We start from the raw sequence: 24,586 nt of genomic DNA, 5'->3' as shown, positions 1-24,586 counted from the left end.
CGCCATGACCGAGCAGCACAGCCCTCCGGAGCAGGCGGACCCCGCCGTCCCGGAGATCGGCCCCTACCCGCCCGGCCCGGACCACCTCGGCTTCGCCGCCGACGAGATCGACACCAGCCGCGCCCACCCGGCCCGCATGTACGACTACTTCCTCGGCGGCTGGGACAACTACGAGGTCGACCGGGTCGCCGGCGACCGCGTCATCGACCTCTACCCGCAGGTCCGGGACAGCGTGCGGGCCAACGGAGCCTTCCGCCGGCGCGCGGTCCGCGCGGTGGCGGCCGCCGGCGTGCGGCAGTTCCTCGTCCTCGGCATCGGCATCCCCACCTCGCCCAACCCGCACGAGGTGGCCCGGGAGACCGCCCCCGAGAGCCGGGTGGTCTACGTGGACAGCGACCCGATCGTCGCCACCCACGCCCGCGCCCGGCTCGCCAACGCCGCCGGCACCGCCTTCGCCCTCGGCGACCTCCGCGACCCCAAGGCCGTCCTGGACGACCCGGCGGTCCGCGCGCTGATCGACTTCGACCGGCCGGTGGGCCTGCTGATCGGCGGCGTGATGGACTTCCTCTCCGCGGACGACAACCCCGCCGGACTGCTCGCCGCGTTCGGCGCCGCGCTCCCCGCCGGCAGCCACCTGATCCTGTCGCACGGCACCTACGAGCCGTACGAGGGCTACGCGCAGGGCCGGGTCGACGAGGCCGCCCGGACGCATGTGGAGGAGGTCTACAAGAGCTCCACCGCCCCGCTGACCCTGCGCACCAAGGACGAGATAGCCGCCCTCCTCGGCCCGTTCACCCCTCTGGAACCAGGCGTCGTCCGCGTCCCGCTGTGGCGGCCCGACGAGGACGTCCCCGGTCCCGAGGAGCTGAACAGCATCATTTTCTACGGCGTGGTGGCCCGCAAGGGCTGACCGGAGCGGCCGGGCGCCCGCTACGCGCCGGTGGGCGAGACCTGGGGCTCCTCGACAGGGGAGACCTGGGGCTCGGCCACGGCCGCCAGGGGGGCCGGGGGCGGCGGCGCGGCCGCGGTGAGGCCGGCGCCGAGGTCGTCGGGAGAGGCCAGCGCCGTATGCGTGCCCGCCGCCGTGCAGGCGTGGGCGCCGGCGACCGCGCCGAGCCGGGCGCACTCCTCCAGGCTCCGCCCGGACAGCTTGCCGTAGAGGAAACCGCAGGTGAAGGCGTCGCCGGCGCCGTTGCTGTCGATGACCGGGCCCGGCGGTACGGCCGCGGGGATCAGCCGGGGGGTGCGGTCCTCCGGGGTGAGGAGGTACGCGCCGCCCGCGCCGGCGGTGGCGATCACCGCGCCGGCCCGCCCCTCGCGGATGATCTCCCGCATCACCGGCCCGATCCGTTCACCGGCCCCCGCCGTGCTCAGGAAGACCAGGTCCGAGCGGAGCGCGAACTCCCGGTGGTGCTCGGTCAGCCCGTCCCAGTCGTGCAGATCCGTGGAGACGGGAACACCCAGGGCGGTGATGTCGTCGTAGAGATAGCGGGCGAAGTGGCTGATCGACAGATGGACGTGCCGGGTGCGGCGCAGGAGGGGGAGGTAGTGCTCGGGCGGCATCCGCAGATCGAGCGGGTCCCGGGCGTCGTAGAAGGACATCCGGCGGCCGTCCGGTGAGACGAGGTTGACCGCCCGCCGGGTGCCGTGCGGCGAGATCAGCGGCCGGAAGTCGACACCGCTGCCGGCCAGCCGCGCGCGGACCAGGGCGCCCGGGGGGTCGTCGCCGAGGAAGTCCACGAATCCGGTGGCCAGCCCCAGCGCCGCGCAGCCGAGCGCGACACCGGTGCCGGTGTGCCCGGCCCATTCGCGGATGGGCGGCACGGCGTGGCTGTCGGCGGACGGTACGGGCAGCGCGCCGACCCGCACGATGGTGTCCACGCCCGATCCGCCGACGACGAGTACGTCATATGGCTCAGATACCTGCTGGAAGGTCACAAGCGTCCCTGAATCCCTTGCTGGTGAGACGAGTCCCGTGCTGGTGGGAGCGGCCGCGCCGGCGGTGCGCCCGCCGACGGGAGTCTAGACGCACACTCGCCTCATATCGGGATGTCAGGGACACGCGTGACGCGGGGGGCGCGGGCCCGGCACCGGCGGGGGCCGGCGCGGCGGCGCGGGCGGCGCCGGCTCGTCCGCAGGCCCGGGGGCGGCCCGTTGACACCGGTGCGCCGGGCGGCCCAGGGTGAGGGGCCATCAGTTCGAAGAGCGAGCGGAGCAGGGGTGACGGGCCGCGGCCGGACCGCGCCGGGCACCCGGCCGCGGGGAAGAAGAGGCACGCATGGCGGAGCACACCGGGCGCGGGCGGACCGCGATCGTGATCGGCGGCGGACTCGCCGGGATGCTCGCCGTCACGGCCCTGCGCGGCCACGCCGACACCGTCACGGTCGTCGAACGGGACCGCTACCCGGCCGGCACCGCCTTCCGCAAGGGCGTCCCGCACGCCCGCCACCTGCACATCCTCCTCAGCGGCGGCCAGCGCGCCCTGGACCGGCTGCTGCCCGGCACGGTCGCCGCGCTCACCGAGGCCGGCGCCCGCAGCCTGTATCTGCCGCGCGATCTGGTCACCCGTACGCCCACCGGCTGGCAGCGGCGCTTCGACGAGGGCCGGCATCCCACCCTCAGCGTCACCCGGCCGGTCCTGGACGCCGTCGTCCGCGAACGCGCCCTGCGCGCGGCCGCCGCGGACACCCGCGTCGAGGTCCTGGAGGCGACCGAGGCCGTCGGCCTGGCCGGCGACGCCCGGCGGGTGACCGGCGTCGCGGTCCGCTCCCGCACCGGCGACCGGGCGGCCGGAGACGCCCGGGTGCTCACCGCCGACCTGGTGGTCGACGCGTCCGGCCGCGGCTCCCGTACACCGCGCTGGTACGCCGAACTGGGCCGCGAGGCGCCGCGCGAGGAGACCGTCGACTCCGGCCTGGCCTACGCCACCCGGATGTACCGCTTCACCGGACCCGGCGGCGAACCGGGCATCGGCGTCAACGTCCCCGGATGGCCCGGGTGCCCCAGAGGCGCGGCGTTCGTCCCCGTGGAGGACGGCAACTGGCTGCTGACGCTGTCCGGGGTGCGCGGGCACCACCCGCCCACGGACGGGGCGGAGTTCACCGCGTTCAGCGCCACCATCGGCGACCCCTACGTCCACGGCCTGCTGGCCCGCGCCGAACCGGTCTCACCGGTGCACGGCTTCCGCGACACCTGCAACCGCCGCCGGTACTACGACCGGCCCGGCGCCCTCCCGGAGGGCCTGCTGGTCCTCGGGGACGCCAACTGCACCTTCAACCCCGTTTACGGCCAGGGCATGACGGTGGCCGCCCTCGGCGCGCTGGCTCTGCGCGACACCCTCGACCGCGCCGGGGGCCTGGGTCCCGGCGCCGCGGCCCGGGCCCAGCGGGCGATCTGCCGGGCCGCGGAACCCGCCTGGATGGCCGCGGTCGGCGCGGACCGCCCCTACGTACGCGGACCCGGCGCCACGGCGGGCCCCGGTGAGCGGCTGACGACCTGGTACCTGGACCGGCTCTCGGCCCGCGCCGCCATCGATCCGGTCGTCGGCGCCGCGTTCCGGGACGTCTTCTGCCTCACGGCGCCGCCGTCCCGGCTGATGTCGCCGCGGGTCGTGCTCCGCACGGTCCTGCTGCCGCGGCGGCCGGGGCTGCGGGAGCCGGCCGGTGTGGTGGAGAGGGTGTGAGGCGGCTTCCGGCGAGGTGAGGAGGGGGCGGGCCGGCGGCTGAGTGCCGGAGGCGGCCCGTGCCGAGTTCACTCTCACGGGTGTTTTCGCCGGTGTCGGCGGGGGTGCGCCCGGGTGTCGTAGGCCCCCCGTAGTCGCTTTCGCGTGGCCGAACGCGCTGGTCAGGGCGGGTGGGGTGACGTGTGGCCGGGGCCGGCGGGGGCCGAGGTGGGGCGCGGGGGAGTGGGCGGGCCGGAACACAGCGGTCGCGCGGTGCGTTCACCCCGCGACTGATCCGAACCATGGAGGTGCCGTGACCGCGTCCCGACCCCGCCCCGCGCGACTGTCCGCGCCGCGCCCCGCGAGCTTCGGCGCCGAGCCGACGGGGGAGCGGCTGGCCAGGATGCGCAGATCCCCGCAATTCCGGGACGGCCAGTTCCGGAATCCGGTGCCCACCCGGCAGGTGCTGCGCGGCGCCGCCTGGCCGATGGCGCGTACGCAGCTCAGCCGCGAGGGGCGGCTGCGCCGGGCGCCGGTCGGACGGATACCGGTGCACCGCCCGACCGCGGCGGAGCTGGGCCGCCCGCCCGCCTCCGGGCTGCGGCTCACCTGGATGGGGCACTCCACCGTGCTCGCCGAGATCGACGGGCGGCGGGTGCTCTTCGACCCGGTGTGGGGCGAGCGCTGCTCACCGTTCGCCTGGGCCGGGCCGAAGCGGCTGCATCCGGTGCCGCTGCCGCTGGCGGAGCTGGGCCCGGTCGACGCCGTGGTGATCTCGCACGACCACTACGACCACCTCGACATGCCCACCGTGCGGGCCCTGGCCGCCACCGGCGCGGCCTTCGTCGTACCGCTGGGCATCGGCGCCGACCTGGAGTTCTGGGGCGTACCGCCGGCGCGGATCACCGAACTGGACTGGCACGAGGCGGCCCGGGTCGGCGAGCTGACCCTCACCGCGACGCCGGCGCAGCACTTCTGCGGGCGGGGAATGCGCGGTCCGCAGCACACCCTGTGGGCCTCCTGGGTCGTCGCCGGCCCCGGGCACCGGATCTACCACAGCGGCGACACGGGCTACTTCCCCGGATTCGCCGAAATCGGCGCGGCGCACGGGCCGTTCGACGCGACGATGATCCAGATAGGGGCCTATTCGGACTTCTGGCCGGACATCCATATGACGCCGGAGGAGGGGCTGCGGGCCCATCTGGACCTCCAGGGCGGGGAGCCGCGCGGGGTGCTGCTGCCGATCCACTGGGGCACGTTCAACCTCGCCCCGCACCCGTGGGCCGAGCCGGCCGAGCGGACCGTCGCGGCCGCCTTCCGGGCCGGGGCGCCGGTGGCCGTACCGCCGCCGGGCCGGCCGTTCGAGCCCGCCGACGAGCAGGTCGTGGAGCCGTGGTGGCGCGCGGTGGCGCTGCCACCGGTCCAGGGCTGGCCGAGTTGGCCGCCGGCTGCTCCGGCTCCGGCTGCCACCCCGGCGCCGGTCCTGGCCGCTGCCTCGGACCTGACCTCTGCGTCGGTCCCGAACGGAGCGGTCCCGAACGGAGCGGTCCCGGCCGAAGCGGGCCCGAACGAAGCGGTCCCGGCCCGAGCGGTCCCGGCGGTGGGTGAGGCGGCCGGCGCCGTGGGCCTGGAGGCGGGGGACAAGGGGGCCGGGCTGTGACAACTCCCTGAATGCGGCGAGGTGTTGACGCCGCGAGGCGATAGTGCGGCGGGCCGTTTGGGGTACGTGGCGCGGCGGGGCGCAGCCGGTTGGCGGTCGCCCCGCGCGCCGGTGGCGGGTGTGAGGCGCCGGGGTCGCGTGGGGTGTGCGGGACGTGCCAACTGCCCGCCCGCGTACGGCCGTTCGGATGTTTTCGCAGGTGTGTGCGGGGGGTGCCTCCTCAGGGAGGTGGCGCGGGGTAGCGAAAGGCGCGGGCGGCCCGAACGGCACCTCCGCAACAACTAGCGTGCGTGCTCCGCGAACCGCCAACGGCCGATCCGGAGGGCGCCGATGCCTACCGCTACCCCGCCGAGGACCGAGATGTCCCGGGAGGCTCCCAGGTCCCACGGCGGACGGCACGGGCGGGCCGCCTTCCCCGAGCCGGCCGCCGGCGCCGCCCTGCGGTCCCGCCTGGTCCGGCTGGCCGCCGTCCCCGCCCTGCTGACCGCCGTCGTCTGCACCGGCGCCGCCGCGTTCACCGTCCACAGCGGCGGCGCCCGGCTCACCGGCCGCGAGTGGACGGTGCTGGCGGGCGGTCTCGTCGTGGTGTGCGGGATCGTGCTGTGCGCCGGGCTGGCCGGGAACGCCGAGGCGCGCGCCGTGGCGAACCGCTGCGCCCGGCTGCGCCTGGTGTGCGCCCGCGCGCAGAACGACCTCGCCGACCTCCTCGACCGCGTCCGCAACGACGCATGGCTGCGGCCCCGCGACGACCACGAGCCGCTGCCGGAGCCCGGCGGCGACCCGCTCGGCCTGCTCGCCCACGACGTCGCCGCCACCGGCCGGGCCGCCGAGGCCGCGCTCATCGAGGCGGTCGGCATCGTCCGCAGCGAGGCCAGCGGCGACCAGCAGAAGCTGGAGGTCTTCGTCAACCTCGCCCGGCGCCTGCAGTCCCTCGTCCACCGCCAGATCCTGACCCTGGACGAGCTGGAGTACCAGGTCGAGGACCCCGACCTGCTCAAGGGCCTGTTCGTCATCGACCACCTGGCCACCCGGATCCGCCGGCACGCCGAGAACCTCGCCGTCCTCGGCGGCGCCATCACCCGCCGCCAGTGGACCCGTCCGATCACCATGACCGAGGTGGTGCGCTCCTCCACCGCCGAGGTGGAGCAGTACACCCGGATCAAGCTGGTCTCGCCCTTCGAGGGCACCCTGCGCGGCCACGCCGTCGCCGATGTCGTCCACCTGCTCGCCGAACTGGTCGAGAACGCCACCGAGTTCTCCGACCCCGGGACGCCGGTCACGGTGCGGGCGCGGCACGTCACCGCCGGGCTCGCCGTCGAGGTCGAGGACCGGGGCCTGGGCATGTCGGCCGAGGAGCAGGAGCAGATGAACCGGCTGCTGGCCGACCCCGAGCACATCGACCTCACCGAACTCCTCGACGACGGCCGGATCGGCCTGTACGTGGTCTCCTCGCTCGCCCAGCGGCACGGCCTGGTGGTCCGGCTCCAGGGCAGCATCTACGGCGGCGTCCAGGCCGTGCTGATCGTGCCGCCGGACCTGCTGGGCGCCAACTCCGCCGAGACCCGGGAGGAGTTCCCGGACGGGATGGAGGACGAGGAGGAGCCGCCCGCCGCGCCGGCGCCGGGCCGCGGCGGGCGGCGCGCGTACGGGGACCGCTTCGACGACGTCCCCGACCGCCGCGACCCGGCGGCCGCCGCCGGGGGCTACGCCGCCGGTGCCTCCGGGACCGAGGGTTCCTTCGGCGCCTCCGGGGCCCATGCCCTGGCCCCCGTACGGGCGCTCCCGGCGGGCCCCGGCACGCCGTCCGGCCGCCGCCGGATCGTCCGCACCCCGGCCGGCGCCACCGCCGCCGCGGTCGAGGCCGCCGCCCGCTCCCCGCAGCACACCGCCGCCACGCCCGACGGCCCGCCCCCCGGCGGCCACCACCCGGCCGACCACCGCCCCACCGAGTCCGGCCCGGCGACGGCCCGCCCCGGCGGCAGCCGTACCGCCGAGCCGTACGCGACCCCGGCCCCCGCCCGCCCCGCCGCCCCCGGCCCCGTGGTGCTGCCCCCCCCGCCGCTCCCCCTGGACGAGACGCCCCGGCCCCGGTTGCCGCGGCGGGTCAAACAGGCACACATCGCACCGCAGTTGCGGGAAGGGCCGCCGCCGCGGCCGTCCCGCGGCGGGCCCGAGCGGCTCCACGACCCCTCGCTGATGGCCGCCTACCAGCGCGGTTTCAGCCGCGGCGACCCCAGCTACGCGGCCGGCCTGATCGCGGCCGGCCACCCCGCCCCCGGCCCGGCCACCACCCCGGGCCAGGACGGCGGAGCCGGCGGCCCCGGAGACCCCGGGCCGCTCCCTGCCCCCGACCACGACGCCCCGATGGCCCACCCCCGAGGAGACAACCCCGATCATGGTGAGTGACGTGCGTGCGCAGACGCACCCGGAGTTCCGCGGCGGTCAGCACACCGACCTCTCCTGGCTGCTGACCGGCCTCGTCCAGCGGGTCCCGCACACCCGCAGCGCCGTCCTGCTGTCCGCGGACGGCCTGGTCAAGGCGTCCCACGGCTTCGAACCGGACGTCGCCGACCACATGGCGGCGCTCTCCTCCGGCCTGTACTCCCTCGCCCGCAGCGCCGGTTCCCGCTTCGGGGAGGGCAGCGACATCCTCCAGGTCGTGGTCGAGATGGAGCAGACCTTCCTCTTCGTCGCCGCCGCCGGCTCCGGCGCCTGCCTGGCCGTCCTGGCCGGCCGCGAGGCCGACGCCGGCGTCCTCGGCTACGAGATGGGGATGCTGGTCAAGAGCGTCCGGCCGTACCTCTCCACGCCCCCGCGCCACCAGAGCCCGGCGGGTGGCCGTTGACCGTCCTCCTGCCCCGCCGGCAGCGGCGGCCCGGCCCGGACGCCCCGTGGGTCGACGACGGGGCCGGCCGCCTGGTCCGCCCGTACACCGTCAGCAAGGGCCGGACACGCCCCACGGCGCACTTCGACCTGATGACGCTGGTGCGGGCGACCGGGCGGCGGCCCGCCGGGCTCCAAGGGCCCGACTACGACCGGGTGCTGGGCCTGTGCAATGGGCCCGTACCGGTCGCCGAGGTCGCCGCGCACACCCGGCTGCCCGCCGCGGTCGCCAAGGTGCTCCTCGCCGATCTCGTCGACTGCGGGGCCCTCACCGCGCGGACCCCCGCGGCCGTCGCGGGACCTGGGCCCGCTCCCCGTACCGACCGTGCGCTGCTGGAGGCGGTGCTGCATGGACTTCGTGAACGACTGTGACCCCCGGCTCCGCGGCGACCCCGAGCCCGAGCCGTTCCCCACCGCGCTGAAGATCCTCGTCGCGGGCGGCTTCGGCGTCGGCAAGACCACCTTCGTCGGCGCGGTGAGCGAGATCGAACCGCTCAGCACCGAGGAGCTGATCACCCAGCTCAGCGCCGGCACCGACGACCTGACCGGCGTGGCCGACAAGGACACCACCACCGTCGCCATGGACTTCGGCCGGATCACGCTCGGCCCGGAGCACGTCCTGTACCTCTTCGGGACGCCAGGCCAGCACCGCTTCTGGTTCCTGTGGGACGAACTGTCCCACGGGGCGCTGGGCGCGGTGGTGCTCGCCGACACCCGGCGGCTGGACCAGTCGTTCGCCGCCGTCGACTTCTTCGAGGGGCGCGGGATTCCGTTCCTGGTCGCCGTCAACGAGTTCGACGGCGGGCACCGCTACGCCCCCGACGAGGTCCGGGCCGCCCTCGACCTCGCGCCCGGCATCCCGGTGCTGCGGTGCGACGCCCGCCAGTGCGCCTCCGCCACCCGCGTCCTGGTCTCCCTCGTGGAACACCTCCTGTCCCCCGTCCCCGCCCTCACCGCCACCCCGGAGCTGCCGTGACCGCCCCCTCCGCCCGCTTCCGCTTCCCGTCCCGCTACCCGTCCTGGCGCAACCCCTCCGCCGAACTCCCGTATCTGAACGAGGACTTGACCCGCCGGCTGCTGATCACGCCGGAGGACCACGAGGCGCCGGCCCGGGTCGCCCGGCTGCGGGAACTGGGCATCGGCAAGAACCCGCTGCCCGCCTTCGACGCCTTCGCCCGCAAGCTCGCCCGGACCACCGAGACGCCCTACGCCATGGTCAACTTCATCGACGAGCGCGAGCAGTACTTCGCCGGCCTCTACGCCCCCGACCTGGACACCGCCGTCGAACTGGGCCCGGCGCCGCCCAGCGGCCGCCCCGAGCGGTTCATGGCCCGCGACCACGGCTACTGCCCGTACGTCGTGGTCCGCCGCAAGGCGCTGGTGCTGGAGGACGTCTGCGACTACCCGCGGTTCGCCGGCAACCCCGTCGTCGACGAACTGGGCATCCGCACCTACCTCGGCGCCCCGCTGATCGACCACACCGGCACCACCCTCGGCACCGTCTGCGTCATCGACCGCGAACCCCGCCCCTGGGGGCGCGAGGGGCTGCACACCATCAAGGCGTTCGCCGCCGAACTCGTCGAGGAGATCCACGAGATGGAGCGGCGGCAGCGGGAGACCGGCGCCCCCTGAGCCTTGGCGAGCCCCCTGACCGCCGCCGCCCCGCCCGTTCACCGCGCCCCGGCCAGCTCCCCCCGCCCGCCCGGGACCCCGTCCCCGTCCCCGTCCGCGCGGTCCGCCGGTGCCGTCCGCAGCAGCTCAGCCAGCCGGTCCGACCACTCGCCCTTGCCCTGCCCCAGCGCCAGCTCACCCAGCCGCAGCAGCTGGACGTCGGAGGTGCCGGCCGGGGCGAAGATGTGGTGCGCGTCGCGCAGGAACCGCTCCACCGGCCGGTCGGTGAACAGCCCGCACGCGGCGTGGATCTCCATCGCGTCCCGCGCCGACTCCAGCGCCGATTCGGCGTTGACGAGCTTGGCGTTCATCAGCTCCGCGTCGCACGGCTGCCCCTCGTCCAGCAGGCGCACCGCGTGGTACGCGGCCAGCCGGGCCAGCAGCAGCCGCGACTGGATGCGGCCCAGCTTCAGCTTGACGGTGGGGAGTTCGGCGAGCGGTTCGCCGTAGCGGTGCCGCTCGGCGCAGAACGCGGTGGTCTCGTCCAGCACCGCCTGGTGGATGCCCAGCGACACCGCGGTCAGATTCGGCCGCCCGTACAGCACGCTGGAGGAGTACGCCACCGCCAGCCCGTCGCCCTCCCGGCCCAGCAGCCGCGACGCCGGCACCCGGCAGTCGTCGAAGAACAGCTCGCCGAAGCTGAAGCCGTGCAGCCCCATCGCCGGCCGCTGCGGCCCCACCCGGAAGCCGGGCGTGCCGGACTCCACCAGGAACGCCGACAGGCCCCGGGAGCCCTCGCCGGTGCGCACCACGACCCCGTGCAGATCGCCGATGTGGCTGTTGCCGACGTAGATCTTGCGGCCGTTGAGGACGTAGTCGCCGCCGTCGCGGACGGCGGTGGAGGCCATGCCGAGCACATGGCCGCCGGACTGCGGCTCGGTGACCGCGATGGTCGGCAGGCAGTCGCCGGACGCGATCGCCGGCAGCCAGGTCTTCTTCTGCTCCTCGCTGCCGAAGTGCACGATCTTCGCCACGCCCAGCTGGGACGCCTGCACCATGGCGCCCATCGCGGCGCTCACCCGCGACAGCTCCTCGATGACGATGGTCTTGGCGACGTGCCCGGCGCCCATACCGCCGTACGCGCGGTCCACCGTCACGCCTATCCACCCCTGGCGGGCGATCAGCCGCGACAGGTCGGGGCAGACCGCGCGGCTCGCCTCCATCCCCGCGATCCTGGGCCGTACCTCGCGCTCGGCGAAGTCCCGTACCCGGCGCCGGAGCACCTCGTGCCGCTGGTCGGTGAAGTAGCGATACAAGACGAGCCTCCTTGCGCGACCTCCCGCGTGCCGGCCGCTCCCCGCCTCGGGGCGGCACGGGCGGTGCCGCCGTGGTCCCACCGGCAAGCGCATCTGTCGCTTACCGCGTGCAATACCCGTTGGCATACCAGCTGCGGATCGGCCGAAACATCGGCCCGGCGCATCCGGGAAGGCAGCGGGAGCGCGCCAACGCTCCGCACAACCCCCCTTCCGGAGACGGCGGAACGGCGCGGTCCGGATGTCCCGCGGACCGCGCCACCCCGCGCCTCCCCGGACCTCAGTGCCCGGTGTCGCAGCACGACTCCCGGCGCTGCTGCCGCCCCACCTCCAGCCAGTCCGTCCCGGCCGCCGCCGACCGGGCCGCCGGACCGCCCGGCGCGGGGAACGACTCCACCAGCGCCCGCTGCTCGTACAGCCGCCCGCCCTTGAGCACCGCCGGTGTCCGCACCAGCGCGCCGATATCGCGGAACGGATCGCCGTCCACCAGCGTCATATCGGCGAGCTTGCCGGCCTCCAGCGTCCCCAGATCACGGTCCGCGCCGAACACCCGGGCCGGCAGCGCCGTCGCCGTCCGCAGCGCCTGCGCCACGGTCAGCCCGCCCGCGTGCAGCGCCCGCAGCGCCAGATGGAGCGCCAGGCCCACCGCCACCAGCGGCTGGTCGGTGCCCAGCGCCACCAGCCCGCCGCCGTCCAGGATCCGCCGGTACACCCCCACCTCGGTGGCGATGTCCGCCAGCTGCGCGGGCGTCGGCCGGTGCCCGGCGGCCTCCTTGACGACCGCGGTGTCCCACGGCGGCATCAGCCGCGTCACCCGCACGTCGTCGGCCAGCGCCGGGTCCGCGCCGATCAGCGGCGCCGCGGAGAACGGCGTGGCCAGCATGTGGAAACCGCCGCCGTGCCGGTAGACCTCCACCACGTCCTCGTACGCGTGCCCCGACGCCGACACCGCGTGCCCGAACTCCAGCCGCTGGGTGGCCTGGAGATGCGTCGTCAGGTCCTGCCCCAGCTGCACGCCCGGCGTCAGCAGATGGCTCCCGGACCGCACCCCGAGCCGCTCGTGCGCGAACCGCGCCGCCTCCGCCATCACCCAGCCCGGCGCCCGCACATACGTCTTGACGAAGTCCCAGTCCAGCGCCGCGCCCCGGGCCAGCGACCGGCGCAGCCCCTCCGGGGTCCGGTGCGCCCGCCCCATGCTGTACGCCACCCGGCCGCCGTCCAGCAGCTCACCGCAGGTCAGCAGCCGCGGCCCGGTCAGCGCCCCGGCCGCCAGCGCCTCCCGCAGCCGCGCCTGCTCGTACGAGAAGCCGCCGCAGGACACCGTGGTGGTGATGCCGTACGCCAGCTGGAGCGCGGTCTGCCGCCCGCCGTACGTGGTCTGCCAGGGGTGGGTGTGCGCGTCCCACAGCCCGGGCAGCACGGTCCGCTCCGAGGCGTCCACCCGGCGCGCGGTGCCCGCCCGGGACGCGCGGTGCGGCTCCACCGCCGTGATCCGGCCGTCCCGCACCACCACGTCGACGTCCTCCCGGACCGTCTCGCCGGTGCCGTCCCAGAAGCGCCCGGCGTGCACGACGGTGTCCCGGGCCCGGTCCGGCCGGCGCTCCAGCGCCACCGGAACCGTCCGCGCCGGTCCGCCGGCCACCGGGACCAGCCGCAGCTTCCCCGCCGAGAGGTACAGCAGCGTGGCGGAGTCCCCGGACCACGACGGGTGGTCCGCAGCCTCCTCGGTCAGCTGCCGCGGCGCGCCGTCCGGCGTCCCGTCCGGCCGCACCGGCAGCACCCACAGCGCCGACTCGGCGATCAGCGCCAGCCACGTCCCGTCCGGCGACCACACCGGCCCGGAGTCGTAGCGGTCGGCGATCGAGACATGCGGGGCGACCTGGTGCAGCCGGTCCTTCCCGGTCTCCGCGTCGACGATCCGGATGACGTTGTAGCCCTCCCGGAAGCGGCGGTTGAGGCGGTTGCGGTCGCACAGCGCCAGCCACCTGCCGTCCGGCGACCAGCTCGGCCGCCCCGGCAGCCCGCCCGCGCCCATCGGCGCCGCCAGCACCTTCTCCGAACCGTCCGGCAGGTTCCGTACGACGAGGTTGCCCGCCATGTCCAGCGCCGCCAGCCGCGTGCCGTCCGGCGACAGCGCCGGCTGCACCCGCCCGCCGGCCGCCAGCACCGTCTCCGCGCCCGAATCCAGCTCGTGGCGGCGCACCGCGAACAGCCCGTCCCGGTCGTCGGCGTACACCAGCGCCCGGCCGTCCCGCGACCAGCTCGGCGCGAGGACGTAGCGGGTGGCGGCGGCCGCGGTGATCCGGCGCGGCGCGCCACCGCCCGAAGTCGGCGCCAGCCACAGGGAGTTGAGCGCGGCGAAGGCGACCCGGCGGCCGTCCGGGGACAGCGCCGGCAGGTGGATACCGCGGACCGGCGCGGCGGCCGTCCGCTCGAAACCGTAGTCCTTGACCTCGTACCGCGGCCGGTCCAGCGGCAGGCGCGCGGCGAACGGGACGGTCTCGCCCTCCCGCGGCGCCTCCGGCCGGACGATGCGGAACTGCCCGCCTACGGTGAGCAGCAGCTCGTCCCGGGAGACCCAGCGCGGCGGCACCGGCTCCACATCGCCGTCCACCGCCACCGCCGCCCCGTCCACCACGAGCGTGCAGCTCGGCCCCGGATAGTCGGTGGTCCGCAGATACGCCAGCCGGCCGGCCGGGGACAGCGCGGGCACCATCACCTGCGCCGCGGCCGTCTCGGTGTGCTCGGTGCGCACCGGGCCGCGGCCGTCGGCGGGTACCGACGCCACCGTCCGGGACACCAGCGCGCTGCCGTCCACCCGGCCCCGGACGAACACGATCCGGGAGCCGTCCGGCGACCAACAGGGGTCGAAGTCCTCCCAGGCGCCGTCCTGGTGGGGCCCCTCCTGGCCCGGCAGCCCGGTCACCCGGGTCAGCCGTCCGGACGCCACCTCCAGCACCCATATCCGGTACGGGCTGCCCGCCACGGGGTCGCCGCCGCGCTCCGACGCGAACGCGATCCGGGCCCCGTCCGGCGACCAGGCCGGCCCCCGGTCGTCCCACGGCCCGTCGGTCAGCTGCGTGAGCCCGGAACCGTCCGGGCGCAGCGTCCACAGGTGGAAAGTGCCGCCCCGGTACGCGCAGACCGCCAGCCGCCGGCCATCCGGGGCGAACACCGGGCGGGTGGGCTCCAGATCGGGCGGGGTCAGCGCCCGCGCCTCACCGCCGGCCCGGGGCAGCGACCACAGGACGTTCTGGACCTCGGCGACGATCCGGTCACCGGACGGGGCGAGGGTGGCCGCGCCGTTGGTGGCGGCGGTGAAGGACAGCGCGGCGGGGGCGCCGGCGGGCGGCGCGGCCGTTCCGGCGGCGGCCGCGGGGACGGCGATCTGGGCGAGTCCGGCCGCGGCGGCGGCCGAGGCGGTGCCCTGGAGGAATCTGCGGCGGGTGAGCGGCGAACGGGGGAGCGGGGTGTTTCCGGGGCGGTCTGCGGTGTCCAACGATCCTCCTGCGCAAGGGGGTTGCGGCACAGTGCCGGCACAGAACGGGACGATCGTGTCACGCCGCGCGCCCCCGGGGCCATCCCCGCCACGCGCGCCCCGTGGCCAACGGCCGCCCCGCGGGCCAGAGTGGGCGCTACCGGCCCCGTGACCCCAGGAGGCACCGTGCAGCAGGACATCCACCAGGCCCCCGATGGCGCCCGCATCGCCGTGTACACCTGGCTCCCGGAGTCCGGCCCGCCCCGCGCCCTGGTGCAGATCGCCCACGGCGCCGCCGAACACGCCCGCCGCTACGACCGCTTCGCCCGCCACCTGATCCGCCACGGCTACGCCGTCACCGCCTCCGACCACCGCGGCCACGGCGCCACCGCGCCCTCCACCGGCGGCCGCGGCGTCACCGGCCCGGACGCCTGGCGCGCCATCGTCGCCGATCTCAAGGCCGTCGGCGACCGCGCGGCCGCCGCCCACCCGGGCCTGCCCCTCGTCCTCCTGGGGCACAGCATGGGCTCCGTACTGGCCCGCGACTATGCCCAGGAATACGGCGCCGACCTCGCCGGCCTGATCCTCACCGGCACCTTCCGCACCCTGCCCGGCCTGGACATCGAGGCCGCCACGGCCGCCCTGGAAGCGGAGATCACCGCCCACGGCCCGGCCCACCCCTCGCCGTTCCTCCCCGAGACCTTCGCCTCCTTCAACGACGCCTTCCCGCACCGCACCGGCTGCGAATGGCTCTCCCGCGACCCCGCCGAGGTCGACCGCTACGCCGCCGACCCGGACTGCGGCTTCCCGTTCTGCGCCGGCCTGGCCCTGGACTGGGTACGCGCCCTCCGCAAGGTCAACGACCCCGCCCACCTCGCCCGCATCCCGCGCGGCCTCCCGGTGCACGTCGCGGTCGGCGACCAGGACCCCTGCCACCAGCGCCTGACCCTCGTCCACGAACTCCTGGAGGACTTCCGCTACCTCGGCACCCGCGACCTGACCTGGCGCGCCTACCCGGGCGCCCGCCACGAGATCCTCAACGAGACCAACCGGGAGGAGGTGGAGGGAGACCTGCTGGCCTGGCTGGAGGAGCGGGTGTGAGGGGGGCGTCCCCGGGGCGGTGGGACCTGGCTACGTCCCTGGGGTGCCGCGCCTGGCTCACGCCCCCGGGGCGCGGTCGCCCCCCGCTGTGCCGCTACGCCCCCGGGGCGCCACGGATCTCTACGCCCCCGTGGCGCGGCCGCCCCCGCCGTCCGGGTACGCCCCCAGAAAGCCGGTGATCCGGGCCCGCAGCCCCTGGGCGTCGAGCCCGTGCGCCGCGAGGTGCTCCTCCAGCCGCCCGTAGCGGCGCAGCTCCCGGCGGCCGACGCCGAGCCCGAGGACCCGGTGCGGCCGGTCCGCCAGCGCGTCGTTGGCGAACCGGGTGGAGGTCCCGGCCAGATACGGCTCGACCAGCACCACATCCGCCGCACCCGTGGCCCCGGCGGCGGCCCGCAGCGCCCGGCCGTCGAAGGGCCGCACCGTCGCCGCGTACAGCACCGTCACATCCAGACCCTCCGTGGCGGCCAGCACCGGATCCAGCATCGGCCCCACGGCCACCACCACCCCGCCACGGCCCTCCCTCAGGACCATGAACCCGGCCCCGGCCCCGGCCCCGTCCCCGCCCACCGGCCGCCCCACCGCATTCACCTGCACCGACAGCCGCACGTACACCTTGTCGTCACCGGCCGCGGCGGCCTTCCGCAGCAGCGTCTCGGCCTCGTCCGGATGCCCCGGCACATGCACCGTCCACCCGTCCAGGGTGTCCAGCAGCGCCACGTCGCCCGGCGCCATATGGGTGAAACCGCCGCTCGGCCAGTCATAGGACGCGCCGGCGCTCACCAGCACCCCGCCCGTGCCCTGGTGGCCGAAATCCAGCTTCAGCTGCTCGAAGGGCCGCTCCACCAGGAAACTGGCAAAAGTGTGCAGCACCGGCCGCATCCCGGTCAGCGCCAGCCCGCCGCCGACCCCGACCAGCAGCTGCTCGCGGATCCCGACATTGATCACCCGCTCGGGATGCCGGCGCGCCGCGTCCGCGAAACCGGCGGTGCCGATATCGGCGAGCACCACCGCCAGCCGCGGATCCTCGTCCAGCAGCCGCGAGGCGACCGCCGCGAACCGTTCCCGCATGGTGTCCTCGAACCGTTCCCGCATGGTGTCCATCCCCGCATTCCTCTCAGGTCGTCTCTTGTCGGGTTACTCCGGAAACCGGGCCGCGCTCATCCCGCGTCCTTCGGCTCGACCCGGGCCACCACCGCGTGCGGCCGCCCCGGATGCGGGGCGCGGTACGCCTCGTACAGCGCCGCGTGGTCGCGGCCGTCCACGGTCGCCGCGGACCAGCCGGCGGCCTCGAAGCGGGAGGCGATCCCGCCGCGCCAGCCGTGGGTGGCCGAGGAGTTGTCGATGACGACGGTGTGCAGCCGGTCCAGTCCGGCCGCGCCGGCGTACGCGAGCGCCTCGTGGTTGCTGCCCTCGTCCAGTTCCGCGTCGCCGATCAGCACCCAGACGGCCGCGTCGGTACGCCCCTGGGCGCGCAGGCCCAGCGCGGTGCCCACGGCCAGCGGCAGCCCGTGCCCGAGTGAACCGCTGCCGATCTCGACGCCGGGGACCAGGGTCCGGTCCGGATGGTGGCCCAGCGGCGAGTCGTACGCGCCGAAGCCGTTCAGCCAGCCGGCGGGGAAGAAGCCCTTGGCGGCCAGCACCGCGTAGTAGGCCATCGGGCCGTGCCCCTTGGAGAGCAGGAACAGGTCCCGGCCGGGGTCGCCGGCGGTGGCGGGGGAGACCCGCAGCACCCGGTCGTAGAGGACCCAGAGGGCGTCGAGGGTGGAGGTGGCCGCCGGCCCGTGCTTCTCGTCGCCGGTCATCAGCCCCATCAGCCGGGGCAGTTCCGCGAACCGGTCGTCCGTCGCTGTGTGCGTCATACCGCAGACCTTGCAACCTCAAGCTCCCTTGAGGTCAACCGTCGCCCGCCCCGGCCCGCCCCCGCCAGGAAATGGCGTCGCGCACCCTCTGACATGCGGTATCGTTTCCGTGCACGAACGCCCGGGGAATTCCCCGCAGCATCGGGCAACGGGACGTGGCGCAGCTTGGTAGCGCACTTGACTGGGGGTCAAGGGGTCGCAGGTTCAAATCCTGTCGTCCCGACTTGCGAAGGCGAGTCGGAGGCCGTGTCGGAGATGACCGACACGGCCTTTTCCGTGTTTCCGCCGGCCCGGCCGATCCCGTGCCTTCCCGCTTTCGCGCCGCCCCGCGTGCCCTTCCGCGCCTGTTCGTTCGCCCGCGCCGGTCCGTGCTCTCGCGCGCCGCGGCGGATCTCTCCGCGCCCTCCCCGGCTCCTCCGAAGCCGCTGGTCAACGCACTGTTGTTGCGTGGTCACTCAACCACCGGTTAAGTTCGGGGTTCCTCACTGTCCGTATGTGGACTGGTGCGGCGCGTTCCCGGCGTGACAGGATGGGGGCGTGGCTTCAGGCGGCCTTAACTGCTCGTTGGGGCCGGCTCGACGAACGGGGGAATGGCAGTGGGGGGCGACGGCCGGCCCAAGGGGGAGGGCAGCGTGCTCGCGGAACGGCTCAACCACCTTTTCGCGCACATGCATCCGCCCGGCGCCCCGTACACCAACGCCCATGTGGCCGAGGAGATCAGCCACGGGGCCGCGGAGTACGGCGGGGTGAAGGTCACCGAGCAGTACCTGTCCATGCTGCGCAACGGACGGCGGACGAACCCGAGTCCGGAGATCCTGCGCGCACTGGCGAAGTTCTTCGCCGTCCCGGTCGGGTATCTCCTGGGTGACCTCTCCCAGCCGCAGGCCGCGCGGGTGGAGGAGGAGGTCCGGTTCCTCGCCGCCATGCGGGACCAGCGGGTGCGCGCCATCGCCCTGCGCTCGGTCGGGCTGCCTCCGGAAGTACAGGACAGCCTGACGACGATCATCTCCCAGTTCCGCCGGCAGATGAACCTGCCGGACGGTCCGCCGGAGCAGGGGGGTGACCGGCGTGGCGAACGGCCCGGTACGGACCGCTGAGCGCGACCGGATCTTCACTACCTGGCGGCGGGCCGGACACGAGGACGGGACGAGCATGCGAGTGGGGCAGATGCGCAGGCGGTGCAAGCAGCTCATCAAGGAGCTGCGGCTGCCCGCCTCGACCGATCTGCGCGGGGTCTGCGACCTCGTCGCGGCACGGGTCGAACGGCCCGTCCACCTGGTGCCGATGAGCCTGGGCGGCGTCGTCTCCGGCATGACCGCCACCACCGACGACGGCTACTGGGTCTTCTACGAACTCAAGACCTCCCCCTGGCACCAGACCCACATCGTGCTCCACGAACTCAGCCACCTCCTCCTCGGCCACGCCCAGGACCCCGCCGTCACCGAGGACGCCCTGCGGATGTGGACGCCGTCCGTCGACGTCGCCACCGCGATGCGGCGGATGGGCCTGACCATGGGATTCGCCCGCCACCACGGCTACGACAACCTCGCCGAGCGGGAAACGGAAGTACTCGGCACGCTCCTGATGGAGCACGTCGTCCCCATGGCGGTCGAACCGGAACTCCCGCTGGACGGCCCGGCCGCCGAGGTCGCCGCCGCACTCGGCCCCGCGCTCCAGCACATCCGCCGCCAGCAGGAGGCGGCCGGACCGTCCGGAGGCGCCGGTGTTTGACCTCGTCTACCTCTGCTTCGGGGCCGCCGCCTGGGCGCTCGTGGCGTACAAGGCGGTCGCGTGGTTCCGGGACCGCCGCAACACCGACCTCGGGCTCGCCTGCGTGATGACCGGCGGCGTGGCGACGGTCTTCCTCTTCTCCGCGCCCAGCCTCTACCGCGGCTTCGACCGGCTGGTGGGCGTCGCCAACCTCGCCATGGTCTTCCTGTACTCCTCCGTCGTGGTCTTCGCCGCCGGCGCGCTGGTCCTCCTGCTCCGCTGGACCGCCGGCGAGGGCGAGGCCGCCCGCGCCCGGGCCCGCCGGCGCGCCCGGGCCGCCGTCGGAGCGGTCGCGGCTCTCTGGGCGGTGGCCGTCACCGGCTTCGCGGTCGGCCGCCCGGACGCCGTCGAGCACCCCCGCGACTTCAGCACCGCCTACACCGACGCACCCGGGGTCATGCTCTTCCTGGTGCTGTATCTGGCCATCTTCGGCGCCAGCCTGGCGGGCCTGGGCACCCTCTGCCCCCGTTACGCGCGCCGGCTCGGCAGCACCTGGCTGGCCCGCGGCCTGCGGGTACTGGCCGCCGGCTGCTGGCTCGGCCTGGTCTACTGCGCCTGCAAGGTCATCGGCTTCGCCCTGTCGTGGGCCGGCCACCCGGCCCTGTGGCTGTCCAACGGCGTCGCCCCGCTCAGCGCCTCGGTCGCCGCGCTCCTCGTCCTCACCGGCTTCTCCCTCCCCGCCGCCGGGCCGCGCGTCGCCGCCTGGCGCCGACTGCGCCGCCTCACGCCCCTCTGGCGGACCGTCACCGCGCAGAACCCCGAAGTCACCATGGACGGCTCCCGGTGGACGGGCCACTGGCCGTTCGCCGACCTCGAATGGCGCGCCAACCGCCAGATGGCCGAAATCCGCGACGTCCAGCGCGGCATCCGCCGCCACGTCGAGTCCGACGCCATCGACATCGTCCGCGAACGGGCCCGCGCGGTCTCCCTCGACGACCGCCAGCTCGCCGCCGTCGCCGAGGCCGCCGCCCTCCGGCGCGGCCTGGAGAACCGCGCGGTCGGCCACGTCCCCGTACACGGCGCCGACAGCGTGGTGGTCACCGAGGGCCGCGACGGCGCCGGACTCGCCGCGGAATACGAGCACTTGGCGCTGGTCGCCGACGTCTACCACTCACCGCTGATCGAGACCGTGCTCACCGAGTTGCGCCAGCGCAGCGCCACACCTCGCGGCTGACCGCGACGCACAGACGGGGTGGCCCGGTACGGGGGTCCGGGCCTCCCGCGCCGCGCACGGCGGCACCGGCCCCGGCCGGTGCCGCCCGGCGCCCCGGGCCGGGGCACCGCACGCATCCGGCCGCCTCCCGGCGGGAGTTCCGGTGACAGGCCCTAGAGTCGGACGCCATGCAGAACACCGCCGAGACCGGCCCCGACACCACCCCCGTCGACACCACCCCGATCGACACCACGCCCCTCCTGGACGACCTGTACGCCGCCTGTGCGGCGCTCCGCGAGGCCGGGCCCGTCCACCGCATCACCGGCACCGACGGGCAGCCCGCCTGGCTCGTCACCCGCTACGACGACGTCCGCGCCGCCCTGGCCGACCCCCGGCTCTCGCTGGACAAACGGAACGCCACCCCCGGCAACTACCGCGGCTTCTCCCTGCCGCCCGCCCTGGACGCCAACCTCATGAACATGGACCCGCCGGACCACACCCGGATCCGCCGCCTGGTCGTCAAGGCGTTCACCCCGGGCCGCGTCGAGGCGCTCCGCGCGCCCGTCCGCCGGATCGCCGACGAGCTGCTCGACGCGATGGCCGACCGGGGCCGCGCCGAACTCGTCCGCGACTACGCCGGACCGCTGCCGATCACCGTCATCTGCGACCTCCTCGGCGTCCCCCAGGAGGACCGGCGGGACTTCCTCGCCTGGTCCGACGCGCTGATCACACCCGATCCGGCCCGGCCGCAGGCGATGAAGGAAGCGGTCGGCGCCATGCTGGAGTTCTACACCCGGCTGATCGCGGTCAAGCGCGCCGAACCGGGCGACGACCTGCTCTCCGACCTCATCGCGGTCCGCGACGACACGGGCGGCGCCGAGGACGCGGGCGGCACCGGCGGAGCGGCCGGCGACCGGCTCAGCGAGGACGAACTGACCTCCCTCGCCTTCCTCATCCTCCTCGCTGGCCACGAGAACACCGTCCAGCTCATCGGCAACGCCGTCCTCACGCTCCTCGACAACCCCGAACACCTCGCCGCGTTGCGCCAAAATCCAGCCGAACTACCGGCCGTCGTCGAGGAGTTCCTCCGCTACGACGGACCCGCCCCCCTGGCCATCCGCCGCTTCCCCGTCGAGGACATCGAGATCGGCGGCGTCCGCATCCCCGCCGGCGAGAGCGTGCTGCTCTCCCTCGCGTCCGCCAACCGCGACCCGGACCGCTTCCCCGACCCCGACCGCTTCGACCCGGCCCGCGGCCTCTCCGGCCACCTCGCCCTGGGGCACGGCATCCACTACTGCCTCGGCGCGCCGCTGGCCCGTATGGAGGCGGAGATCGCCATCTCCGCCCTGATCAGCCGCTTTCCCGGACTGCGCCTCGACATCCCCCGGGACGAAGTACGACACCGCCGGACCATCCGGGCACGTGGCCTGATTTCGCTGCCCGTGGCCTGGTAATCCGCAGACGTACAAGTTTTTGATGCGTAACCGTTGAGCCATGCGGTAGAAAAGTCCTGTGACCCGCCCGGTGTGCATCCCCCGTCGCACCGGGCGGGTCTTTCTTTGCGACTGGGGTCGTCCTTTGTGATCGCGGTCCTTCTTTGTGACCGCGGTCCTTCTTTGCGACTGCGGTCGTTCTTTGCGGCTGCGCACCGGCACCCCCGACACGCCGGGGCCGTTCCCCCTTCCGTGGTCCGTCCGGCGCAACCGCGCTGCGCACCCGGCCCGCCCTCCATAGCGTGACCCCATGGCAATCGACGCGCTTGTGTCCAAGAAGGCCGGGGCGCTGGCCCTGATCGCCGCCACCGGCCTGTCCCTCACCTCCATACCGGCCGGCGCCCGTCCGGCCGCCCCGACGGCCCGTCAACCCGCCGCGGCCGCCCACCGGCTGCCAGGCGGCCTGTCCGCGCTGGCCTGGATGGTCGCCGACGCCGACACCGGCAAAGTCCTGGCCTCGCACAACCCGCACCGCAGACTCGCCCCCGCCAGCACCCTCAAAACCCTCTTCGCCGTCACCGTCCTGCCCAAGTTCCCCGCCGGACACGTCCGCCAGGTCAGCGCCGCCGACCTCGCCGGCCTCGGCCCCGGCAGCAGCGTCGTCGGCGTCCGCCAGGGCCGCCGCTACACCGTCGCCGACCTGTGGCGCGGCGTCTTCCTGCGCTCCGGCAACGATGCCGTCCACGTCCTGGCCTCCATGAACGGCGGCTGGTCGGCCACCGCCCGGGAGATGCAGCAGACCGCCCGCCGACTCGGCGCCCGCGACACCACCGTCAAATCCCCGGACGGCTACGACGCCCCCGGCCAGGTCTCCTCCGCCTTCGACCTGACCGTCTTCGCCCGCGCCGGCCTCACCAACGCCGACTTCGCCCGCTACTGCGCCACCCCGCGCGCCGCCTTCCCGGCCGCCGGCGGCGCCACCGTACAGATCGAGAACACCAACCGGATGCTCGTCGGCTCCCACGGCCTGCCCCGCTACCCCGGCATCATCGGCGTCAAGAACGGCTACACCAGCAAAGCCGGCAACACCCTCGTCGCCGCCGCCCGCCGCAACGGCCACACCCTCATCGCCACCGTCCTCAACCCGCAGTCGGGTGAGGCCAACGGCGTCTACAAGGAAGCCGGGGCGCTCCTTGACTGGGGGTTCAACGATGTGGGGCGGGGGGAGGCGGTCGGCGGCGCGGGGCGGCCCATGCGCTCGGTGCGCTCCGGGGCCTGATGCTGAAGCCCGCCGCTCCCGTACGCAGCGCCGCTCGCGGCTGACCGGTGCGCGCGGGTCACGGGCGTACGCGGCTTACGGTCGCCCGCGGATCATCGGCGGGCGCGGAGCCGGGGAGCCGTTTCGGCCGCCGCCACCGGGCGGGCCGGCTCGCGGCCTTCCGGGGACCCGGTCAGCCGGCCGGCCAGTTCGTCCGCCCAGGCCGTCAGCCCCGCCACATCGATGCCGTGCGGCGGGTCCGCGGCATACGGGGCGATCGCCGCCGCACCCCGGCACAGCAGCGCCGCACCGCCGGGCGCGTTGCCGCGGGCCGCGTGCGTCAGCCCCACCGCGAGCTGGGCCAGCCCCCGCCACAGCTCCCGCTCATTCTCCGGAGCGGACTTCCAGGCGTCCTCCAGCACCTCGTGCGCGTGGAACGGCATCCCCGCGTCCAGCAGCCGCTGCGCCTCCGCCAGCGACGCGTCCGGCGTCCGCGACACCCCCTCCGGCTGCCGGGCCACTCCCGGCGCGCCGTAGGGCAGCGGCCGGCCGAGCCCGTCCCGCGGCCGCGCGTTGCGCGCCCGGCCCCGCTCGTCACGGTCCCGCCGTCGCGCCGCCGCATCGCCGCCGCCCTCCTGGCGACGGGCTTGCGGCCGGCGCTCCTGCTCCTGCTGTTCCGGCTGCTGGCGCTGCTCGTGCTGTTCCTGCTCCTCCTGTGCGTTCACTCCTCGATTGTGCGCCGGGGGGAGGGGGCCGGGCGAGGCGGACCCTTCCGGCGGCGCGGCCTTCGATCCACCGCGCTAGCCCAACTCGACCTCGTAGAAGCAGAAATGGTCCTTGATCGCCGCGACCTGGGCATGCGGCTCGGGGTACGCCCAGGCGATGTCCTCAGGGCCTTGTTCGAGTGACCAGTAGGAGGCGGTGCCCTTGAACGGGCACACGGTGTGCGTCGCGGAGGGTTTCAGGAGTTCCGTCCGTACGTCCTCCGGCGGCAGGTAGTACCGCACCGGATAGCCGGTCTCGGAGAGCAGCAAGGGCCGCCGGCTCTCGGCGAGCAACTGCCCGTTCACCACCACCCGGACATGGTCGGATCCTTCTTCGATTGCGATGCGGTGGCCTTGTGTGGACACAACCCTGATCTCCCTTCGAACGTCGGACCCGTACCGTCTCAGGGTCGCATCCGGGAAAGCTTCAGGGAGATCCCTGAGGCCGTCGCGCCCGGCGACCGGCACAGTATGAGTCATGACACAGAACGCGACGACACAACTCCTCCGCGCAGCCCTGGCCACTCCGCTGCGCGCCCCGACGCGCAGGACTGTTACCGGCGATGCGGCGGCCAGAGCTGCGGGATGGAGTGGATGGAGGGGACGGGCCGGTTCGGTCCGGTTGGGCGGGGCAGTGGCGGG

Annotated in this window: 21 protein-coding genes and 1 tRNA gene; 15 read left to right on the top strand and 7 right to left on the bottom strand. The window is 74.9% G+C overall.

Annotation, left to right across the window (positions count from 1 at the left end):
• The first annotated feature begins 4 nt into the window (after positions 1-4).
• A complete protein-coding gene (locus tag ADL22_RS09425; RefSeq protein ID WP_079063976.1) occupies positions 5-910 on the top strand; it encodes an SAM-dependent methyltransferase in 906 nt (301 codons plus the stop codon).
• A gap of 20 nt (positions 911-930) precedes the next feature.
• On the opposite strand, the gene ADL22_RS09420 is transcribed toward ADL22_RS09425, so the two are convergent.
• Positions 931-1,938 (bottom strand): carbohydrate kinase family protein, encoded by a 1,008-nt coding sequence (locus ADL22_RS09420; RefSeq protein WP_066975699.1) that lies wholly within the window; start codon positions 1,936-1,938, stop codon positions 931-933.
• Positions 1,939-2,278: 340 nt separating this feature from the next.
• Between ADL22_RS09420 and ADL22_RS09415 the strand changes: the two genes are divergently transcribed.
• From ADL22_RS09415 to ADL22_RS09385, 7 genes are all read left to right on the top strand, one after another.
• The gene (locus ADL22_RS09415) at positions 2,279-3,682 is read left to right on the top strand and encodes an NAD(P)/FAD-dependent oxidoreductase (RefSeq protein WP_066975697.1); all 1,404 of its coding nucleotides are present in this window, start codon (positions 2,279-2,281) and stop codon (positions 3,680-3,682) included.
• Positions 3,683-3,974: 292 nt separating this feature from the next.
• A complete protein-coding gene (locus tag ADL22_RS09410; RefSeq protein ID WP_079063975.1) occupies positions 3,975-5,321 on the top strand; it encodes an MBL fold metallo-hydrolase in 1,347 nt (448 codons plus the stop codon).
• Between the two features lie 330 nt (positions 5,322-5,651).
• Positions 5,652-7,727 (top strand): sensor histidine kinase, encoded by a 2,076-nt coding sequence (locus ADL22_RS09405; RefSeq protein ID WP_066975694.1) that lies wholly within the window; start codon positions 5,652-5,654, stop codon positions 7,725-7,727.
• On the top strand, positions 7,717-8,166 hold the full coding sequence (locus ADL22_RS09400; protein WP_066975692.1) for a roadblock/LC7 domain-containing protein: 450 nt from the start codon (positions 7,717-7,719) through the stop codon (positions 8,164-8,166). Before ADL22_RS09405 ends, ADL22_RS09400 begins: the two co-directional genes overlap by 11 nt.
• Positions 8,163-8,576, top strand: a complete 414-nt coding sequence (locus ADL22_RS09395; protein ID WP_079063974.1) for a DUF742 domain-containing protein — start codon at positions 8,163-8,165, stop codon at positions 8,574-8,576. Before ADL22_RS09400 ends, ADL22_RS09395 begins: the two co-directional genes overlap by 4 nt.
• The gene (locus tag ADL22_RS09390) at positions 8,554-9,180 is read left to right on the top strand and encodes a GTP-binding protein (RefSeq protein WP_066975690.1); all 627 of its coding nucleotides are present in this window, start codon (positions 8,554-8,556) and stop codon (positions 9,178-9,180) included. The genes ADL22_RS09395 and ADL22_RS09390 overlap by 23 nt, the downstream gene beginning before the upstream one ends.
• A 74-nt stretch (positions 9,181-9,254) precedes the next feature.
• Complete coding sequence (locus ADL22_RS09385) at positions 9,255-9,836, top strand: GAF domain-containing protein (RefSeq protein WP_066975797.1); 582 nt, start codon at positions 9,255-9,257, stop codon at positions 9,834-9,836.
• Positions 9,837-9,874: 38 nt separating this feature from the next.
• On the opposite strand, the gene ADL22_RS09380 is transcribed toward ADL22_RS09385, so the two are convergent.
• The gene (locus tag ADL22_RS09380; protein WP_066975688.1) at positions 9,875-11,131 is read right to left on the bottom strand and encodes an acyl-CoA dehydrogenase family protein; all 1,257 of its coding nucleotides are present in this window, start codon (positions 11,129-11,131) and stop codon (positions 9,875-9,877) included.
• A gap of 277 nt (positions 11,132-11,408) precedes the next feature.
• Positions 11,409-14,627 (bottom strand): amidohydrolase family protein, encoded by a 3,219-nt coding sequence (locus ADL22_RS09375; protein WP_066975685.1) that lies wholly within the window; start codon positions 14,625-14,627, stop codon positions 11,409-11,411.
• A 165-nt stretch (positions 14,628-14,792) separates the two neighbouring features.
• On the opposite strand from ADL22_RS09375, the gene ADL22_RS09370 reads away from it, so the two are divergent.
• Positions 14,793-15,707: an alpha/beta fold hydrolase gene (locus ADL22_RS09370; RefSeq protein ID WP_066975683.1), complete on the top strand. Its 915-nt coding sequence runs from the start codon at positions 14,793-14,795 to the stop codon at positions 15,705-15,707.
• Between the two features lie 120 nt (positions 15,708-15,827).
• Here the strand turns inward: ADL22_RS09370 and ADL22_RS09365 are convergent, their stop codons facing one another.
• Together ADL22_RS09365 and ADL22_RS09360 are read right to left on the bottom strand one after the other, a co-directional pair.
• A complete protein-coding gene (locus tag ADL22_RS09365) occupies positions 15,828-16,808 on the bottom strand; it encodes a transketolase family protein (protein ID WP_234430615.1) in 981 nt (326 codons plus the stop codon).
• Positions 16,809-16,864: 56 nt separating this feature from the next.
• Positions 16,865-17,566, bottom strand: a complete 702-nt coding sequence (locus ADL22_RS09360) for a thiamine pyrophosphate-dependent enzyme (RefSeq protein ID WP_066975681.1) — start codon at positions 17,564-17,566, stop codon at positions 16,865-16,867.
• Positions 17,567-17,715: 149 nt separating this feature from the next.
• Here ADL22_RS09360 and ADL22_RS09355 point away from each other — a divergent pair.
• The 6 genes from ADL22_RS09355 to ADL22_RS09330 all read left to right on the top strand — a co-directional run bounded on the left by ADL22_RS09355 (position 17,716) and on the right by ADL22_RS09330 (position 23,201).
• A tRNA-Pro gene (locus ADL22_RS09355) sits at positions 17,716-17,789 on the top strand.
• Between the two features lie 367 nt (positions 17,790-18,156).
• A complete protein-coding gene (locus tag ADL22_RS09350; protein ID WP_066975679.1) occupies positions 18,157-18,663 on the top strand; it encodes a helix-turn-helix domain-containing protein in 507 nt (168 codons plus the stop codon).
• Positions 18,664-18,724: 61 nt separating this feature from the next.
• A complete protein-coding gene (locus ADL22_RS09345) occupies positions 18,725-19,297 on the top strand; it encodes a hypothetical protein (RefSeq protein WP_234430618.1) in 573 nt (190 codons plus the stop codon).
• Entirely contained in the window at positions 19,290-20,510 is a 1,221-nt protein-coding gene (locus ADL22_RS09340; protein ID WP_066975675.1) for an MAB_1171c family putative transporter, read from the top strand. Before ADL22_RS09345 ends, ADL22_RS09340 begins: the two co-directional genes overlap by 8 nt.
• A 167-nt stretch (positions 20,511-20,677) precedes the next feature.
• Positions 20,678-21,943 carry a cytochrome P450 family protein gene (locus tag ADL22_RS09335; RefSeq protein ID WP_066975673.1) on the top strand — a complete coding sequence of 422 codons (1,266 nt, stop codon included), beginning with the start codon at positions 20,678-20,680 and terminating at the stop codon, positions 21,941-21,943.
• A gap of 289 nt (positions 21,944-22,232) precedes the next feature.
• Complete coding sequence (locus tag ADL22_RS09330; RefSeq protein ID WP_066975670.1) at positions 22,233-23,201, top strand: D-alanyl-D-alanine carboxypeptidase family protein; 969 nt, start codon at positions 22,233-22,235, stop codon at positions 23,199-23,201.
• 92 nt (positions 23,202-23,293) lie between these two features.
• Here the strand turns inward: ADL22_RS09330 and ADL22_RS09325 are convergent, their stop codons facing one another.
• The gene (locus tag ADL22_RS09325; RefSeq protein ID WP_079063973.1) at positions 23,294-23,905 is read right to left on the bottom strand and encodes a DUF309 domain-containing protein; all 612 of its coding nucleotides are present in this window, start codon (positions 23,903-23,905) and stop codon (positions 23,294-23,296) included.
• Between the two features lie 75 nt (positions 23,906-23,980).
• Positions 23,981-24,310 (bottom strand): DUF427 domain-containing protein, encoded by a 330-nt coding sequence (locus ADL22_RS09320; protein ID WP_234430614.1) that lies wholly within the window; start codon positions 24,308-24,310, stop codon positions 23,981-23,983.
• Between the last annotated feature and the right edge of the window lie 276 nt (positions 24,311-24,586).

Origin of the sequence: Streptomyces sp. NRRL F-4489 (assembly GCF_001509485.1) — a bacterium.
GTDB lineage: Bacteria > Actinomycetota > Actinomycetes > Streptomycetales > Streptomycetaceae > Streptomyces.
This window is presented reverse-complemented; position numbering and strand designations above follow the sequence as displayed.

Bases quoted from the DNA above. Each gene is read 5' to 3' on its own strand.
- ADL22_RS09425 (WP_079063976.1), top strand. From the start codon at position 5: ATGACCGAGCAGCACAGCCCTCCGGAGCAGGCGGACCCCGCCGTCCCG.
- ADL22_RS09415 (WP_066975697.1), top strand. From the start codon at position 2,279: ATGGCGGAGCACACCGGGCGCGGGCGGACCGCGATCGTGATCGGCGGC.
- ADL22_RS09405 (WP_066975694.1), top strand. From the start codon at position 5,652: ATGCCTACCGCTACCCCGCCGAGGACCGAGATGTCCCGGGAGGCTCCC.
- ADL22_RS09400 (WP_066975692.1), top strand. From the start codon at position 7,717: ATGGTGAGTGACGTGCGTGCGCAGACGCACCCGGAGTTCCGCGGCGGT.
- ADL22_RS09390 (WP_066975690.1), top strand. From the start codon at position 8,554: ATGGACTTCGTGAACGACTGTGACCCCCGGCTCCGCGGCGACCCCGAG.
- ADL22_RS09365 (WP_234430615.1), bottom strand. From the start codon at position 16,808: ATGGACACCATGCGGGAACGGTTCGAGGACACCATGCGGGAACGGTTC.
- ADL22_RS09360 (WP_066975681.1), bottom strand. From the start codon at position 17,566: ATGACGCACACAGCGACGGACGACCGGTTCGCGGAACTGCCCCGGCTG.
- ADL22_RS09350 (WP_066975679.1), top strand. From the start codon at position 18,157: ATGGCAGTGGGGGGCGACGGCCGGCCCAAGGGGGAGGGCAGCGTGCTC.
- ADL22_RS09335 (WP_066975673.1), top strand. From the start codon at position 20,678: ATGCAGAACACCGCCGAGACCGGCCCCGACACCACCCCCGTCGACACC.
- ADL22_RS09330 (WP_066975670.1), top strand. From the start codon at position 22,233: ATGGCAATCGACGCGCTTGTGTCCAAGAAGGCCGGGGCGCTGGCCCTG.